This is a genomic window from Acinetobacter sp. CAU_H_S139_7, assembly GCF_058599305.1.
The window spans coordinates 1,799,313-1,814,998 of the sequence record NZ_CM178651.1; the positions used below are offsets into that span (position 1 = coordinate 1,799,313).

The 15,686-nt window shown below is 36.9% G+C and carries 17 protein-coding genes and 2 pseudogenes; 10 read left to right on the forward strand and 9 right to left on the reverse strand.

What is annotated here, in order from left to right:
* The first annotated feature begins 2 nt into the window (after positions 1–2).
* The 4 genes from AC4MC0_RS08795 to AC4MC0_RS08810 all read left to right on the forward strand — a co-directional run bounded on the left by AC4MC0_RS08795 (position 3) and on the right by AC4MC0_RS08810 (position 2,678).
* A complete protein-coding gene (locus AC4MC0_RS08795; RefSeq protein WP_005399453.1) occupies positions 3–653 on the forward strand; it encodes a hypothetical protein in 651 nt (216 codons plus the stop codon).
* An 84-nt stretch (positions 654–737) separates the two neighbouring features.
* Positions 738–2,045 (forward strand): MFS transporter, encoded by a 1,308-nt coding sequence (locus AC4MC0_RS08800; RefSeq protein ID WP_005399452.1) that lies wholly within the window; start codon positions 738–740, stop codon positions 2,043–2,045.
* Entirely contained in the window at positions 2,046–2,474 is a 429-nt protein-coding gene (locus tag AC4MC0_RS08805; RefSeq protein ID WP_491887496.1) for a YqaA family protein, read from the forward strand.
* 78 nt (positions 2,475–2,552) lie between these two features.
* Complete coding sequence (locus AC4MC0_RS08810; protein ID WP_101598941.1) at positions 2,553–2,678, forward strand: YHYH domain-containing protein; 126 nt, start codon at positions 2,553–2,555, stop codon at positions 2,676–2,678.
* Positions 2,679–2,731: 53 nt separating this feature from the next.
* On the opposite strand, the gene AC4MC0_RS08815 is transcribed toward AC4MC0_RS08810, so the two are convergent.
* Positions 2,732–2,998: a metal/formaldehyde-sensitive transcriptional repressor gene (locus AC4MC0_RS08815; RefSeq protein ID WP_005399450.1), complete on the reverse strand. Its 267-nt coding sequence runs from the start codon at positions 2,996–2,998 to the stop codon at positions 2,732–2,734.
* A gap of 57 nt (positions 2,999–3,055) precedes the next feature.
* Here AC4MC0_RS08815 and dmeF point away from each other — a divergent pair, with 57 nt between their 5' ends.
* Both dmeF and AC4MC0_RS08825 read left to right on the forward strand, forming a co-directional pair.
* On the forward strand, positions 3,056–4,024 hold the full coding sequence (dmeF, locus tag AC4MC0_RS08820; RefSeq protein WP_126036490.1) for a CDF family Co(II)/Ni(II) efflux transporter DmeF: 969 nt from the start codon (positions 3,056–3,058) through the stop codon (positions 4,022–4,024).
* A gap of 454 nt (positions 4,025–4,478) precedes the next feature.
* Positions 4,479–6,359 carry a potassium transporter Kup gene (locus AC4MC0_RS08825; protein WP_058951986.1) on the forward strand — a complete coding sequence of 627 codons (1,881 nt, stop codon included), beginning with the start codon at positions 4,479–4,481 and terminating at the stop codon, positions 6,357–6,359.
* A 42-nt stretch (positions 6,360–6,401) separates the two neighbouring features.
* Here the strand turns inward: AC4MC0_RS08825 and chrA are convergent, their stop codons facing one another.
* Together chrA and AC4MC0_RS08835 are read right to left on the reverse strand one after the other, a co-directional pair.
* Positions 6,402–7,760 carry a chromate efflux transporter gene (gene chrA, locus AC4MC0_RS08830; protein WP_005399447.1) on the reverse strand — a complete coding sequence of 453 codons (1,359 nt, stop codon included), beginning with the start codon at positions 7,758–7,760 and terminating at the stop codon, positions 6,402–6,404.
* A gap of 2 nt (positions 7,761–7,762) precedes the next feature.
* Positions 7,763–8,683, reverse strand: a complete 921-nt coding sequence (locus tag AC4MC0_RS08835) for a chromate resistance protein ChrB domain-containing protein (protein WP_005399446.1) — start codon at positions 8,681–8,683, stop codon at positions 7,763–7,765.
* A gap of 219 nt (positions 8,684–8,902) precedes the next feature.
* Between AC4MC0_RS08835 and AC4MC0_RS08840 the strand changes: the two genes are divergently transcribed.
* A complete protein-coding gene (locus tag AC4MC0_RS08840) occupies positions 8,903–9,835 on the forward strand; it encodes an IS5 family transposase (RefSeq protein ID WP_081405714.1) in 933 nt (310 codons plus the stop codon).
* Here the strand turns inward: AC4MC0_RS08840 and AC4MC0_RS08845 are convergent.
* Positions 9,803–10,081, reverse strand: coding sequence for a type I restriction-modification system subunit M N-terminal domain-containing protein (locus AC4MC0_RS08845; protein ID WP_171333650.1), 279 nt, complete (start codon positions 10,079–10,081; stop codon positions 9,803–9,805). The two genes, AC4MC0_RS08840 and AC4MC0_RS08845, sit on opposite strands and share 33 nt — an antisense overlap.
* A 167-nt stretch (positions 10,082–10,248) precedes the next feature.
* Here AC4MC0_RS08845 and AC4MC0_RS08850 point away from each other — a divergent pair, with 167 nt between their 5' ends.
* A complete protein-coding gene (locus tag AC4MC0_RS08850) occupies positions 10,249–10,914 on the forward strand; it encodes a hypothetical protein (protein ID WP_005399445.1) in 666 nt (221 codons plus the stop codon).
* A gap of 270 nt (positions 10,915–11,184) precedes the next feature.
* Positions 11,185–11,326 (forward strand): annotated as a pseudogene (locus tag AC4MC0_RS08855) (transposase); the annotation flags it as partial.
* A gap of 269 nt (positions 11,327–11,595) precedes the next feature.
* Here AC4MC0_RS08855 and AC4MC0_RS08860 read toward each other — a convergent pair.
* The 5 genes and pseudogenes from AC4MC0_RS08860 to AC4MC0_RS08880 form a co-directional block, all read right to left on the reverse strand.
* The gene (locus AC4MC0_RS08860) at positions 11,596–11,814 is read right to left on the reverse strand and encodes a hypothetical protein (RefSeq protein WP_005399443.1); all 219 of its coding nucleotides are present in this window, start codon (positions 11,812–11,814) and stop codon (positions 11,596–11,598) included.
* 4 nt (positions 11,815–11,818) lie between these two features.
* Positions 11,819–13,114: a Y-family DNA polymerase gene (locus AC4MC0_RS08865; RefSeq protein ID WP_058951983.1), complete on the reverse strand. Its 1,296-nt coding sequence runs from the start codon at positions 13,112–13,114 to the stop codon at positions 11,819–11,821.
* Positions 13,115–13,128: 14 nt separating this feature from the next.
* Complete coding sequence (locus AC4MC0_RS08870; protein ID WP_039889600.1) at positions 13,129–13,755, reverse strand: LexA family protein; 627 nt, start codon at positions 13,753–13,755, stop codon at positions 13,129–13,131.
* Positions 13,756–13,866: 111 nt separating this feature from the next.
* Positions 13,867–14,421 (reverse strand): annotated as a pseudogene (locus AC4MC0_RS08875) (SOS response-associated peptidase family protein); the annotation flags it as partial.
* Between the two features lie 103 nt (positions 14,422–14,524).
* On the reverse strand, positions 14,525–14,845 hold the full coding sequence (locus tag AC4MC0_RS08880; protein WP_004692095.1) for a helix-turn-helix domain-containing protein: 321 nt from the start codon (positions 14,843–14,845) through the stop codon (positions 14,525–14,527).
* A gap of 247 nt (positions 14,846–15,092) precedes the next feature.
* On the opposite strand from AC4MC0_RS08880, the gene AC4MC0_RS08885 reads away from it, so the two are divergent.
* Complete coding sequence (locus tag AC4MC0_RS08885; protein ID WP_004692097.1) at positions 15,093–15,599, forward strand: hypothetical protein; 507 nt, start codon at positions 15,093–15,095, stop codon at positions 15,597–15,599.
* Positions 15,600–15,686 lie beyond the last annotated feature (87 nt).

Here is a 15,686-nt window from a genome sequence, read left to right on the forward strand (position 1 = left end):
TTATGTATAACGCTGAAATTCCAAAAGATGTTGAACTACCATCTTCAAAAAAACTACTTAAATCAACGGCTATTGCAGCTGTAAGTGCTATCGTTGTTTTAGTGACCTGTGTGATGCCTGCTGAGTATGCGATTGACCCTACAGGGATTGGTAAAGTACTTGGATTAAGCAAAATGGGTGAGATCAAACAATCCTTAGCGGAAGAATCAGAAAATGGGATAGGAGAAGCTCAAGTGGCTTCAATTCCAAATCAAGTTAAACAGGAAACTGAAAATTTAAGTAGTGCATTACCATTGGGTTCATCTTCAAAAATGCCGATGCCTCCAATTGCCAAAGAAACAATTTCACTTGAGTTAAAACCAAATCAGGCAACGGAAGTGAAGCTAAGTATGCCTAAAGATGCGAGTGTAGCCTTTGATTGGAAGTCTTCAGGTGGTGGCTTAAACTACGACACACATGGTGATGCTGTAAATGCACCAAAAGGTTTCTATCATGGCTATGGTAAAGGGAAAAATGAAACCGCTCAACAGGGAACATTAACTGCTGCATTCGATGGTAAGCATGGCTGGTTCTGGCGCAATCGTACTGAAAATACAATCACTGTGACTCTAAATGTAGAAGGTCAATTTAGTGAAATGAAAAAAGTCTTTTAATTTTTAAAATTCCAGATGAGGTTTAGACCTCATTTGGAACCTGTTCTGCATAACAATTAGGTTCTAAATAAAGGAGTCCCTAAAATGCTAGAAGTATTAAAAAATACAACATATAGGCATTTGTTCTTAGCTCAAGTCATTGCTTTGATTGGTACGGGACTCATTACGATTGCGTTAGCTTTGCAGGCATATGATATTGCCAAGGGTGAAGCAGCTCAGGTACTTGGGATAGCGCTGGCAATCAAAATGATTGCATATATTGGTGTTGCACCTATTGCTTCAGCATTTGCGGAACGACTACCACGTAAAAAAGTTTTAGTAGTTTTAGATATCATTCGTGCTTTAACAGCATTATGTCTGCCTTTTGTCACTCAGATTTGGCAAATTTATGTCTTAATTTTTATTTTACAATCTGCATCTGCTGCCTTTACACCAACATTTCAAGCCATGATTCCTGACGTATTGCCTGAAGAAAAAGAATATACAAATGCGTTGTCACTTTCACGTTTAGCCTATGATTTAGAAAATATCATTAGCCCAATGTTGGCTGGATTTCTTCTGACCTATATTAGCTATCACAATTTGTTTTTAGGAACAGTAATTGGTTTTATTGGCTCAGCTCTATTTGTTGTCAGTGCAAAACTACCTATTGCTAAAGTACCTGAGTTTAAAGGTATCTACAGCCGTATAAAGCAAGGGACAAAAATTTATTTTAATACACCGCGTCTAAAAGCACTTTTGGCACTAAATCTGGCAATTGCATCAGCCAGTGCAGTCGTTATCGTAAATACAGTCGTTCTTGTTCAAACGACCTTTGGCTTGACGGAAAAAGCGACGACATGGGCATTTGGTTTATTTGGTTTGGGTTCAATGTTGGCAGCCTTCATATTGCCTATAGTCTTAGAAAAGTTAAATGATCGCTCTGTCATGTTAACTGGTACGGCAATTTTGGTAGCTGGCCTGTTCTGCGGATATTTAATATCTTCTTATAGAGGGCTTTTAGTTTTGTGGTTTATTTTAGGGACAGGATATTCTGTATCACAAACGCCTACAGGTCGTTTAATTCGTAAATCTGCATCGAGTGAAAATAGGACTTCATTGTTCGCTGCCCAATTTGCATTTTCTCATGCTTGTTGGCTGATTACTTATCCATTGGTAGGATGGTTAAGTACTAATGTGGGAACATTATTTACTTTTGTCCCTATGGCAATCATAGCTTTAATCGCAATGTCTTTTGCTTTTTTCATTTGGCCAAAACAGGATGACTTGATTTTAGTTCATTCACATGATGATTTACCTGCGGATCATGAGCACTTAGTGAATCACAAGCATGGTAAAAGGCATGAACATGAATATGTGATTGATGAATATCATCAGAAATGGCCTAAATAGATGATTGCTTATCTATTCTTGTTTTTGAGTGCCTTTGGAGCGGCTACGCTACTTCCTTTACAGTCTGAATCTGATCTAGCAGGATTATTGGTACTCGGTGAATATTCTATTGTTTTACTCATCCTAGTAGCTACAGTGGGAAATGTCCTTGGTTCTTGTCTAAATTGGTGGTTTGGTATGAAACTGGAACTTTTAAAGAATAAAAAGTGGTTTCCTATTTCAGAAAGCAAATTACTACGAGCCCAAAATTTATATATGCAATACGGATCAGCAATATTATTTCTAAGTTGGGTTCCGATCATTGGCGATCCTATTACCTTAGTCAGTGGTGTATTAAAAGAGAAGTTCATTAAATTTTTATCAATTGTTATTTGTGCAAAATTATTAAGATATATTTTTATTTATTTGCTTTATCTTGGTATTTTTTAAGTAAATTTTGAACATTTTGTTTAAATAATGTACAGTTTAACTTCTTTATATCTTGAATATTAATTTAAAGAGGGTGTTATGAGCAAAATTTTATTTTTTTCTTTATTGATACTTACAGTGACAAATGTAAATGCCCATTCAGGCGGTACAAATTCACAGGGTTGCCATACCAATAGCAAAACAGGTGATCATCACTGTCATTAACAAAGAGTGAGTTGAGCACAGTTTTTAAGTGATATAACAAACTGTGCTCTTTTTTATGTATAACGTTTAATTAGGGCTAAGAAGTCATTCAAATCTTCTTCATTTATTTTTTCTAAATCACTAAGTACATGCTCTCTAAGATGAAGCTCAATTAGTTCATTCATTAAACCTGTTATTGCTCCTTTTACGGCGGCAATTTGTTGTAGAACTTCGATACAAGAAATATTTTCAGATAATAAGTTCTGCTCTATGGCATTGGTTTGACCTTGTATCCGTTTTATACGGTTCATGATTTTTTTGTTTTGATTTAAGTGAGACATAGCTTTTACTCATAAAAAATATATACTGTGGGGGAGTATCTATTGTGGCACATTCAAATGCAATATTTAAGTAATGTAAAAAGTAACCATACCCATCAATTTGATGAGGGGAATCCTTTAGCACAAAAGAAAATTTTGATAGCAACCATTTTAACTGGCGTGATGATGGTCTTTGAAATTTTTGGGGGATGGTTTTTTAATTCAATGGCTTTGTTAGCAGATGGGTGGCATATGAGTTCACATATGCTGGCGTTAGGCTTAGCATATTTTGCGTATAGAATGGCTCGGAAATATTCACAAGATCAGCGTTTTTGCTTTGGCACTTGGAAAATTGAAATTTTAGCCGGTTACTCAAGCGCTATTCTATTGATGGTCGTTGCTGTATTTATGGGGATTCAGTCTGTTGAGCGTTTAATGAATCCAGTTAATATTCACTACAATGAAGCAATTTCAATTGCTGTAATTGGATTGATTGTAAATTTCGTATGTGCATGGTTGCTGCATGACAGTAGTCATCACCATCATCACGGTCATAAGCATGACCACCATCATCATGACCATGCTCACAATCATGATAATCATGACTTAAATCAAAAGGCTGCTTTTTTACATGTTGTGGCTGATGCAGTGACTTCTATATTGGCAATTATTGCATTGTTTGCCGGTAAGTTTTTTGGTTGGGACTTTCTGGATGCTGTATTGGGTATTGTAGGTGCCATCTTGGTCGCACACTGGTCTTGGGGATTAATTCGTGAAACAGGTAAAACCTTACTTGATGCTGAAATGGAACATCCTGTAGTTGGTGAAATTATTGAAGTCATTGAAGAATTAGATGCGCAGGCTGTTATTACTGATATTCATGTTTGGAAGGTAGGAAAAGGTAAATTTTCTTGTATTCTTTCATTAGATTCTGATAGCAATAAGCTGACAGCCGATAGTGTCAGAAAAGGGCTCTCTATACACGAAGAAATCGTTCATGTTTCCGTAGAGATAAATCGAATAACTCAGTTTCAAGTTGCTATATAACTTACTCAAATTAAGCAGGTCAAACAACCTGCTTAATTTTTATTACGAGAAACTTATTTATATGAATTGTTCAAAATTTATTTCAATACCTTATTACCTGAAAGCACTGTTAGCATTACATCTCGCAGCTTCATTAACGAGAGTCATAAAGCTAATTCAATCGAGGTTCTGTTTGGATGAACATGCAATGACTGGGCTGCGAATAAGAAAGTCGGTATTCTGTTCATCATTTTTAGATATTTTGTTTGAGGGAAGTTATTTCTACGCTAATTCAAATGGCTGATGTTCTAGAATATATAAAGAGAGAAGTAATAATTAGTTGAATTTTCCTTTATTTTACAATTAATTGTAAAAACAATAATAAGTGAGGAAATTATGGTTTTTTAGTCTAAAGAGTAAATGTTGTTATTGTAGTGCTAGTATCGATACAATTTTTATCATGTGATTTTACTATATGCAAAATCAGGTAGCCGAAAAGGCTGGTGTCCCCATATTAACGTTAGCTGCATTAGGTGTGGTTTTTGGAGATATTGGTACGAGCCCACTTTATGCGTTAAAAGAAAGCTTCCATGCAACACATGGTATGCCTATCAATGAAATTAATATTTTGGGAATTCTCTCTTTAATATTTTGGACTATTACCCTGATTGTCTCGCTTAAATATGTCATGGTGATCATGCGAGCCGATAATAATGGTGAGGGGGGAATCATGGCATTGTTAGCTTTGAATCTTCGTCAAAAGGGGCTCTCGAATAGAACAAAAATAATTATTACTACTTTAGGATTTATTGGAGCATCTTTATTTTTTGGGGATGGAATCATCACCCCTGCAATGTCAGTGTTATCTGCGGTTGAGGGTTTGTCTATTGCTACACCTACACTTGCAAAATACATTGTCCCTATCAGTATCGGAATTTTAACAGCTTTGTTTTTAGTACAAAGGCATGGCACGGCTATAATGGGGAAGTTTTTCGGTCCTATCACTTTATTGTGGTTTTTAGCCATCGGTGGATTAGGGGGGATGAGTATTATTCAAAGCCCTTCAATTTTGGCCTTTTTGAGCCCGCATTGGGGAATTTCTTTTATCCTCACTAACCCGCTAATTTCTTTTTTTGTGATGGGGGCTGTGGTATTGACCGTGACAGGCGGTGAGGCCCTTTATGCTGACATGGGACATTTTGGTGTTGCACCAATTCGGTTCGGTTGGTTCCTTATCGTACTGCCTTGTTTAATTCTGAATTATGCAGGACAAGGTGCTCTATTACTTCGAGATCCTACTGCTATTTCTAATCCATTTTATTTATTAGTTCCGTCATTGTTACTCTATCCAATGATTGTACTTGCTACTGCTGCCGCGGTTATCGCATCACAAGCATTAATCAGTGGTGTATTTTCAATGGCAAAACAAGCAATCCAGTTAGGGTATTTACCTCGTTTAACGATACAGCATACTTCTGAATCAGAAATGGGCCAAATTTATATTCCTTTTTTAAATTGGCTTTTATTTATTTCTATTATTGCAGTTGTTCTATTGTTTAAAAGTAGTAGCAATTTAGCAGGAGCCTATGGTCTAGCTGTTACTGTGACTATGTTCTGTGACACTCTTCTGGTTGGTTTTTTAGCTTATAGTTATTGGAAATGGAAGACTTGGAAACTTATTCTATTTATTGTTCCATTCGTTGTAATTGATTTGGTACTCTTAAGTTCAAACCTATTAAAATTCTTTATTGGTGGGTGGATGCCTGTAGTGGTTGCCCTTATTGTTTTCACATTAATGATGATCTGGAAGAGAGGTAGGGGGGAGCTTCAGACAAAACTTCAGAGCGATACACTACCTTTAGATATGTTCATTCAACATGTAGATGATTCGGTTAATAAAGTTACTGGAACTGCCGTCTTCCTCACGGGTACACCAAATGTTGTTCCCCATGCACTTTTGCATAATTTAAAGCACAATAAAATTCTGCATGAACGAAATGTATTGGTTACAGTTGATGTCCAAGATATACCGTATGTTTCTAAGGATGATAGGTTTCTTGTTGAACAGTTAGAGCTAGACTTCTTTCGGATTAAATTGAATTATGGTTTTAAAGAACAACCCAATTTACCTATAGAGCTTGAAGCTGTTTTTGATGCTTATCATATTGAGTTTAATCTAATGGAAATCAGCTTCTTCGTTTCACGTGAACGAATTATTTCTAAACAGAATAAGCTCTTAGATAAATGGAGAGAACAAATATTTTCGAGTATGCATAAGAATACTAGTCCTATCAGTGATTTTTACCAGATTCCATCGAATCGTGTGGTAGAGATCGGTAGTCAAATAGAAATATAAAGATATAAAAAACAGTCGAAGCTTATACTTCGACTGTTTAAATTACATAGAAAGAAAGTTAAAGCAAATTAAACCAATTAATGCAGAAGCTGCAAGGACGTACATCACTTTGAGCTGGAAATGAAATAAGCCAACCAAAGCTACAAGTGCAATTAACGCAGCAACAATATCGAAAGAGCCGTTAAATCCTGTTGGCCAAAGTACATGATAAGCAAAAAATAGGGCAAGGTTAAGAATCACACCAACAACTGCGGCTGTAATAGCCGTTAACGGAGCTGTAAATTTGAGCTCATTATGTGTTGATTCGATAATTGGTGCACCAGCTAAAATAAAAACAAAGGAAAACAGGAAAGTAAACCAAGTGACTATGCTTGCTCCAATGGTGCCCGCCAAGAATAAATGATCTGAGCCTAAGAGTGCTTGATTGAATGCTCCTAAAAAGCCAACAAATGCGACCACCATAATTAAAGGGCCGGGCGTGCTTTCACCTAGAGCTAAGCCATCTATCATTTGAGTCGGACTTAACCAACCGTAATAGCTTACAGCACCCTGATAAACATAAGGCAATACTGCATAGGCACCACCAAAGGTGAGCAGGGCTGCTTTCGTAAAGAACCAAGCCATTTGGGTGTAAGTATGATCCCACCCCAGCGTTAAGCTTAGGCTCAGGATTGGAATAAACCACAGTAGACCACCAATTAGCAGAATACTGCCCAATCGTTTCCAGCTAAAGATCGCATGTTCAGGTGTAGGAGTATCATCATCAATTAAAGCACGACCATAATCTTTTTTACTCTGCTGGTGTGCGTTTCCACTAGAAAATAGGCTTGGATATTTTTTACTGGTTAGATAACCAATGATTGCGGCAGAGAGCACAATTAAAGGAAAGGGTAAGTTGAAGAAAAATATAGCAATAAATGAAAGGGCTGCAATCAGCCATAAAAATTTATTTTTAAGTGATCGACTGCCGATTCGATGTGTTGCATGAAAAACAATGGCAACAACAGCAGGTTTAATACCGTAAAAGAGCCCTGCAATAATGGGTACATCACCAAATTTTACATAAACCCATGAAAGACCAATCAAAATAAATAGTGAGGGTAGTACAAAAAGAATCCCTGCAACTAAACCACCCACGGTTCTATGCATTAACCAACCGATATAAGTTGCTAATTGTTGTGCTTCAGGGCCCGGTAAGAGCATACAATAGTTCAGTGCATGCAAGAATCGCTTCTCTGAAATCCAACGCTTTTGTTCAACCAGTTCTTGGTGCATGACCGCAATTTGACCTGCGGGCCCCCCAAAACTAATGAACCCCAATTTAAGCCAGAATAGGAATGCTTGCCAAAATGAAACTGACTGTATCTCTTGTTCTGGTTGTATAACAAGTTCTTGTTCCATGATTATTCTCTTGATAGGTTGGCATATAAGCCATCGAAAATGTAATTCGATAATGCAAATAATTGGTCATCGTCACTTATCTGACTTCGAATTCCTTGAATAACTTTTTCAATACCGATCGCTTCTGGAGGCTCAATTCCTCCTACATCAAGGTAATGAACAATTTCAGCGATTTTCTTTAATGCGGGTGTTTCTAGATCAAAACTATGTAAAAGAACTTCGAAGGTCACCCAATGATTGACATGACTGAAAGTTGCATCATCAAAATCGAATCCAAATGCATCTTCGGGGCAATCAGTTGGGGTTTCTAACCAAATGAATGTTGGTGAGGTATCTATAAAGGTTTTGATTAGCCATGCAGAGGCTAGACGATCAATCCAAGGTCTTTTACGTGTTGCCCAAATTCTGTTTTGATAATTACCTTTATCCAGATGTTGAATATGAGCTTGTATAGCTTTAGGTTCATTGACTTCACCGAGACGTGCAATAGTGAGTTCCAATAAGGAAAGTTCATTAAGAACTTGTACTTGAGTCTCATCTGGATAATAGTCAATGTCTACAAGTGCATCGATGCTTTTTCTTAATTTACGAATCTGTTTGAGTAGTTCTTTCTTATCATCTTTAGTTTGACGATCTCTTATTTCCGTGAGTTGTTTATAGAGGGTTTCGTACTCTTCTTTTCGACTGAAAATAGGTGCGAGTTCAAGATTTAAAGGTGGCTCTGCGTAAAACATATAAGCAGTTCCTTGTTCAGAAACAACATCATTAGCAATAGAGGTAAACTTCTCACTATGATTAATAGGGAGTATGTAGACCCCATCTCTAAGGGTCGCGGCACCACTTGCTTTCAAAGATCGCCAGACTCTCATCCGAGTGCTTGTGTTCTGTGTAGGCAGAGATGTTATGAGTAAAGAAATAGACATGTAGTATACTCAACATATTTGTAGAATATATTACTAATAAATTTTTAAACTTCAAAGACGAATAAATGATTTCCTATAGTAGGAAAAATATTAAGAAAATATTTATCCAGATTTCTAGGATTTATAGATGTTGAGCATAAAATTGATTTTGTTTAATTAACGAATGGCTTTGTTGCACAAACCTATCTGTAAAGGCTTTTTCAGCGATATAATTTTCAAATGAAGAAGCCTACACACAAAATCTACCGCACAACCAATTGGCCCGCATATAACCGAGCACTCATGAGTCGCGGAAATATTGCCATTTGGTTTGATCCTGCTACGCAATGGTATGCGCCATCAAAAGGCAAACAAGGGCGAAATCAAACCTACTCCGACGCAGCCATCCAATGCTGCTTAATGATTAAATCCTTATTCCGTCTGTCTTTACGTATGGTCACTGGCTTTGTGCAAAGTCTGATTAAACTTTGCGGATTAAATTGGATAGCTCCAGATTACACCACGCTTTGTAGAAGACAAAAGCATATTGATATTGTAATCAGCTACCAAAAAAGTAGCGATGGGCTGCATCTACTCATGGACTCTACAGGCATGAAGTTTCTAGGTGAGGGCGAATGGAAACGCAAGAAACATGGACCTGAATATCGTCGCCAATGGCGTAAACTTCATATTGGTATAGATGCTAAAACCCTACAAATACGAGCAGTTCAGCTTACAACCAATAATGTCAGTGATTCACAGGTGCTTGGTGATTTACTTAATCAGATTCCACAAGATGAGCGGATTGACTCTGTTTATACCGATGGAGCTTATGACACCAAGCAATGCCGTCAGGTCATTGCAGATCGGCAAGGGCATGCGGTGATTCCACCTAGAAAAAATGCGAAACCATGGAAAGATACAAAGAGTAGCTCGCTAGAGCGAAATGAATTACTTCGAACAATTAAACGTTTAGGCAGGACACTATGGAAAAAATGGTCAGGCTATCATCGGCGAAGTTTGGTTGAAACTAAGATGCATTGCATCAAATTATTAGGAGATAAACTCAGTGCAAGGAGTTTTGATAGCCAAGTGAATGAGATCCATGCACGTGTAGCAGTCCTTAACAGATTTACGGAATTAGGTCGACCACTTACCCAAGTTACGCCTTAAATTTGGCTCAATTAGGGGCGCTTTGCATTTCAAATCTTTGTGCAACAAAGCCTCTTTAAATTGCGCATAAGTATTGAGAACAGCATCTTTAGTTGGTCCAAGTACACATTCCAAACGTCTTAATACCGTAAAGGGCAAAATGATTTTACCGAACTCTGTATGCGGAAAATCCCCCCAAAGATCATTCGCATTGTTCCAAATAAAACTTGCCAGTGTCGATTTAGTATTGTTTGGTGCAGATGCCATTTTATTTTCAACCTTATTTTGCAATAGTTAAATATTATGCAATAAACGTAAATTTTCCAACCTTGAAATGCAATATTTAAAAAATTCAAATCTGACTACTTTTTTATTTCATAATAAAGACTTAATGTTAAAATTTATCACAGGATAATCATTAGGCTTGGTGTGAGATGCCAAATAAGCAAGAAAAAATGACAGCATTTGGACAGTTTCGTATCTTAAAAATTGGAACAAAGTATATTCAAGCTGAACTGATCGGTAGTGTAAAAAATTATCAAGCCCAACTTGTCAAAAATACCGTACTATCAGATATAGAAATAGGTGCAACCATTTTTCTGCGAGTAAATGATCAATCTACCCAAAACAGATACGGCACTAAAGTTCAGTTTGAACCAATTGAGCTTTTAACTGACCAAGCTGAAATTGAGAAATACATTTTGGCTGACAGGAAGCGAGTAGCAGAAATTTATATTCAAGCAGCACAAGAAAATTTGGATAAAGGTTGGTATAGCGGTGATGCCATAGATAAGGCACTATTTTTTAGCGCAAGCCATCCAACTTATAAACCAATCAATATTGAGCTACGCCACAGACGACTCAAAAATATCATTCATGCTTGTTGTAATTATCAGCACAAAACAACAGAACACTTCATTAATTTGTGTCGAGCAACTATAGATATGTACAAAGATGAACAACGATTGAGTGATTTGGAATTGAACCAGTTTGAGCAAAGCATCATTAAGATACAATCCGATTTGAATTCATCAGAAGAAAATGCTCAACAAAAAGCAAATGAATATTTGAGTCAACTTAAAGAATTGTTAAAAAGCTAAATTCACTTTCAACCTTATAATGCAAATTTTAAAATTGATTAGTTCAAGTAGTTCAACCTTAGATTGCAAAAATTAGAGTTTGGTAAGTTAAAAAATAAGGCGAGATTTAAAAAAATCCCACCTTAAAATGCAAATAGCCTTATTTTTATGGTCTAGAGCGAAGAGTTTTAATCGATGGTACCCAAAGAAAGACAAATTTCGCCTATTCTTGGACTGCCACCACTCTCCTAGACAAATATCATCTATTCTTTTTGCATAGGAGAGAACATTATGAGTCGACAACGATACAGCCCAGAATTTAAAGATGAAGCTATTAAATTGATTACAGAACGTGGATATTCTGTCACTGATGTAGCAGAACGTTTAGGTGTATCTGAGCACAATATTTATAAATGGCTAAAGGTCGTACAGCCTTTACGCAACACCCCCTGATGAACATGAACTAATCGAAGCAAAGAAAAAAATCCTTCACCTTAAAAGTCAGCTTAAACAGACTGAAGAGGAACGAGAAATCTTAAAAAAAGGCCGCAAGGTACTTTGCAAGCTTGCCCGAGTAAAGTATCAGTTTATCCTTGAATTGTGTGATTCATAGAGATCGTTTCAATTTAGCGATCTCTAAATCCACCTCTAATATTAATTATTAAAAAACAAATGCCTCACACATGAGCACATTGAAATTACTTAATTCACAGCACCAAGTACAGGTATCAACTTCGGTCCAGCCATTCTCGCTTTGCTAATGATATCCACCAGCTCATAATAAGTCAGTTCAAACTTATCATCACTATCAAAAACATAAACCATGTTCTTGCCTTCATATTCTTGCGGAGTAGGTGGTACAAATCGTTTCGGGATTAGGAGTTGAGTAATTTGTTCGTCAGTTAATTTAAATAAGTGCATGTTTTTATCCTACTCTAGGTAAGTCAGACCATTTTGTTAAATACGATGGTGATCTAAGGTTTTGATTCATGTGCCATGAGGCTTCTTGATTGTTGGCAATGCCTAGCGTAACGAGATTCTTCCCAAACCGTTCACTGATGGCTTCAATAACATCTGAAAGTTGTTCGCGCTCTTGCTTATGCGAATAGTCCGTGAATAGATCAGGCACAAATTTGGATTTATCCTTAATTTCTAAAAGTACGATTCCTGCCTTTTTATACTTAAAACCCTTCTTAAATATCTGATCGATACCTTTCATTGCAGCCTTGGTGATAAGTAACCAGTCGTCTGTATACTCATGCATCTGAACTACGGTGTATGGGGTGTAACGCTCAGTCTTATCAAATCGACTGGTTTGAATATAAACCCCAATCATCTTGCATATTGAGCCATCATCACGCATTCGCTTTACTGCTCTGGCTACATAGAGTCGCACCGAAGCCTTTAGATCATCCACTTCATACACAGGGCTGCCATATGAACGGCTGCTGATAATCTGCTTTTTGGCTACTGCATCATCAGTCAGGTCGATACAAGACAAACCCTGTAACTCAAGTACTGTCTTTTCCATGACGATGCTGAATTGCTTTTTAATTTCTTTAGGATTGGCGTTAATCAGATCTAGAACAGACTGGATGCCCATAGCATTGAGTTTCTTGCAGTTCTGCCTGCCGACTCCCCAAACATCAGATACATCGACTTGCGCCAGTAAAGTCTCAGCAGAGCACTGGTCCATATGAACTAAATTACACACGCCACCAAAATACTTGTTCTTCTTGGCTAAATGATTGGCAATCTTGGCTTCAGTTTTAGAGCGACCGATTCCAATACAGCAGGGTAGGCCTAACCATTGGAATGTTTTAATTCTCATATCTTGCGCATATTCTGTCAGGTCAAATAAGTGCTCATACGCTGTGAGCTTTAGGAAGCATTCGTCAATTGAATAGACTTCTTGCTCTCCAGGTGCAACATAACTCCCGAGAAGCTCCATAAAGCGTCTGGACATTTCACCATACAGAGAGAAATTACTCGAGAGAACCTGAATGTTATGTTGTTTGATCAAATCCTGAATCTGAAATACAGGAACCCCCATCTTTATACCTAAGTCTTTTGCTTCTTGGCTTCTTGCCACGGCACAGCCATCGTTGTTGCTGAGCACAATGGTTGGGCGATCATTTAGGGCAGGGTTAAACACACGTTCACACGAGACGTAGCAATTATTCACGTCAACTAACGCGAATATTTCATTTTCACTTTTCATTTTTATTCTTCTTTTTATGAACGGTGATGAATACGTTTTAAATTAAAAGTCACTACACCCCAAATAGATATTGTCTGACTGTCGTTGGGAATGATGTGATTGTATCTAGGATTCTCAGCTTTTAACCAAAGGTCTGGAAGAGGGTAGTCTTCATCTCCGAAAATCTCTTTGATTTCAGACTTAGACATCTTGCTTGTAATCATTAACCGCTTAATTGTCGAAGAACTATTATCAATTAATGCAATTACGATATCGTAGTGCTTTGCTTCTATACTGCGATCAACAATGATCGGATCATTAATCTCAAAACCTGCATCAAGCATCGATTCACTGTCTACGTAAGCGATAAATGTAGAAATAGGGTTATGAATAAGGAACTCATTCAGATCGAGTGCTTTATCTTGTTCATCCTTGGTACTAAATGCAGGACCAGCAGGAATGCGCTCTAAAGAGACTGGAATTGAGACTTTGGATTTGGGTAGTACTGCGGTTAACCCTAATTTCTCAACAAGTTCATTTTGAACAGCGATTTGTTCTAGAACTGTATTGATGGTAGGGCTTGGCTTACCCTCTGGACCCATGAGCTCTTGCAAAGATGACCATGCGTCATCAGAGAAGTAGATGGGCAACTTCTTAGACATGTGATACTCCTACGCTACAGTGGCGTGTTTGGAAGTAGAATTTGTCTAAATATGATATTACTAACAGAGATTAAAATTCAAATTTAAAAGTTGTGGATAAACAAGGAGACGTCAAAATAAGTCGTTTTGTTTCTGCTCATCGCGTGGAAAAGTGACGAATTCATCAGACATGTGAAAGAAATATTCATGCGCATGCTCATGATCTGCAGTTAGCCAATCTTTTCTATATTGCTCTGGAATGACGATGATTGATCGTTTTTCATTCTTAGGTGCGTGGAATTGGTTCATGAAAGGGTGATGGTCTGAATTAATGGTTAACATTGAAAATGAGCGTACTTTATTCCCATTTATCACAGCGTCATCATAGATACCAGCAACTGTAAAAGGCTGATTATCTTTGCACTTGATGGTATAACAGTGTGGCTTGCCATTGATGTATTTCGGTTCATAGAACTCTTGAACTGGCACCAGACAAAACTTGCTGTACTTCCATGCATGTCGAAAACTAGGTTTATCACCAACTGTTTCTGTACGAGCGTTATAGGTATGACTGCTGAACTTCAACTCTTTCGCCCAGCTTGGTAGCAATCCAAACTGATAATCGTAGATTGCTTCTCTAAAAATCATGTACCAATAGTTGATGGTATTACGGTTCAAGTTAAGCAATTAGGAAGGAGGCAAGATGAGCTAGCATTTTGCCTCCGCCAGACCGAAGTCAGAGTTGCATCATGAACTATACTCATCTTATTCAAGAAGAAAGATATAAGATTCAAAACTTTTGTAAGTCTTTAATAAATCGTAGAACTTCTAACTTCTGCTCATTACTTAAAGCATGACTAACTTGTATTATTTCTGCCGATAAATCGTTTTCTACATAAAAATATGCTGTTGGTAAATCTAAAATTTCTGCAATTTTGGAAGCCATTAAAAAATCAGGAACATGTTTTCCACGTTCATACTGATTCATACGCGCACTAGCAGAAGATTCATCAATTCCAGCCAAGATCCCCAAGCGCTCTTGTGAAAGTTTTTTTGCTTTGCGCGCTATACGTAATCGTAAGGCAAAAACATTTAAATTATGTGTTGACATTATACATAAGCACCCACCTTAAAACTAAGATTTTCTTAGTTTCAACTTGAGTTATTACTAAGGATTCCTTAGTATTGTGAAATCAAGTAGTCTACATTGCATTGCTCGATGGTAACTTTTGAACAAGCTTGCCAGATCTGCGTTGATCTCAAGTGCTTATTTTTGATCCTCTACCAATTAGTTATGAATCTATATACAGTTCAAAACTAAGGTCATCAACTCTCTTTTGCTTTAATTGTGCTTATACATGTCAAAATATACTCTACCTTTTTACAGTGATTTTTTTCACATTTTACTGAATTATGAAATCATCGAATGGCGAGCGAATGACTTTATAAAGGCTATTTTTAATGATAGACAATTTGTTAAACTCTCTGAAAAGCAAAGTATTTATAGAGGATTAAATATACTAGTAAAATGCAATTTTCTTTTAACAGTGAGAGATGAGGATAACCGTAATATTTTTAGATACAGCGAATCCTCTTATTTAAAATCCTATCGAAATGTTGAAAAAGTAAAGAAAGTCAAAGAAGCATTAATTGAGGAACAAAAGAGTTTGGAAAATGCACTCGAAAGACGTAAAATCGAGAAAGTTTTCATTGAAAATATCATTACTAAAAACCCAGATCTACAATGTTTTTTCGACAAATATGAGAATGTTATATCTAAAGAGTTAAAGGAATTAGAAAATAAGAATAGTTTTATAGTGAATATTTTCAATGATATTGAAAAAGATCAACTTGAATCATTCTAATGAGGGAGAACTACAAGTGGCTTTGTTGCACAAAGATTTAAAAGACAGTACTCTGCTCATTTGAATAGAACTCAAGTGACAACTTGG

Coding starts and splice junctions, on each gene's coding strand:
- AC4MC0_RS08795 (WP_005399453.1), top strand. CDS start 3: ATGTATAACGCTGAAATTCCAAAAGATGTTGAACTACCATCTTCAAAA.
- AC4MC0_RS08800 (WP_005399452.1), top strand. CDS start 738: ATGCTAGAAGTATTAAAAAATACAACATATAGGCATTTGTTCTTAGCT.
- AC4MC0_RS08805 (WP_491887496.1), top strand. CDS start 2,046: ATGATTGCTTATCTATTCTTGTTTTTGAGTGCCTTTGGAGCGGCTACG.
- AC4MC0_RS08810 (WP_101598941.1), top strand. CDS start 2,553: ATGAGCAAAATTTTATTTTTTTCTTTATTGATACTTACAGTGACAAAT.
- AC4MC0_RS08815 (WP_005399450.1), bottom strand. CDS start 2,998: ATGTCTCACTTAAATCAAAACAAAAAAATCATGAACCGTATAAAACGG.
- dmeF (WP_126036490.1), top strand. CDS start 3,056: ATGCAATATTTAAGTAATGTAAAAAGTAACCATACCCATCAATTTGAT.
- AC4MC0_RS08825 (WP_058951986.1), top strand. CDS start 4,479: ATGCAAAATCAGGTAGCCGAAAAGGCTGGTGTCCCCATATTAACGTTA.
- chrA (WP_005399447.1), bottom strand. CDS start 7,760: ATGGAACAAGAACTTGTTATACAACCAGAACAAGAGATACAGTCAGTT.
- AC4MC0_RS08835 (WP_005399446.1), bottom strand. CDS start 8,683: ATGTCTATTTCTTTACTCATAACATCTCTGCCTACACAGAACACAAGC.
- AC4MC0_RS08840 (WP_081405714.1), top strand. CDS start 8,903: ATGAAGAAGCCTACACACAAAATCTACCGCACAACCAATTGGCCCGCA.
- AC4MC0_RS08845 (WP_171333650.1), bottom strand. CDS start 10,081: ATGGCATCTGCACCAAACAATACTAAATCGACACTGGCAAGTTTTATT.
- AC4MC0_RS08850 (WP_005399445.1), top strand. CDS start 10,249: ATGCCAAATAAGCAAGAAAAAATGACAGCATTTGGACAGTTTCGTATC.
- AC4MC0_RS08860 (WP_005399443.1), bottom strand. CDS start 11,814: ATGCACTTATTTAAATTAACTGACGAACAAATTACTCAACTCCTAATC.
- AC4MC0_RS08865 (WP_058951983.1), bottom strand. CDS start 13,114: ATGAAAAGTGAAAATGAAATATTCGCGTTAGTTGACGTGAATAATTGC.
- AC4MC0_RS08870 (WP_039889600.1), bottom strand. CDS start 13,755: ATGTCTAAGAAGTTGCCCATCTACTTCTCTGATGACGCATGGTCATCT.
- AC4MC0_RS08880 (WP_004692095.1), bottom strand. CDS start 14,845: ATGTCAACACATAATTTAAATGTTTTTGCCTTACGATTACGTATAGCG.
- AC4MC0_RS08885 (WP_004692097.1), top strand. CDS start 15,093: ATGTCAAAATATACTCTACCTTTTTACAGTGATTTTTTTCACATTTTA.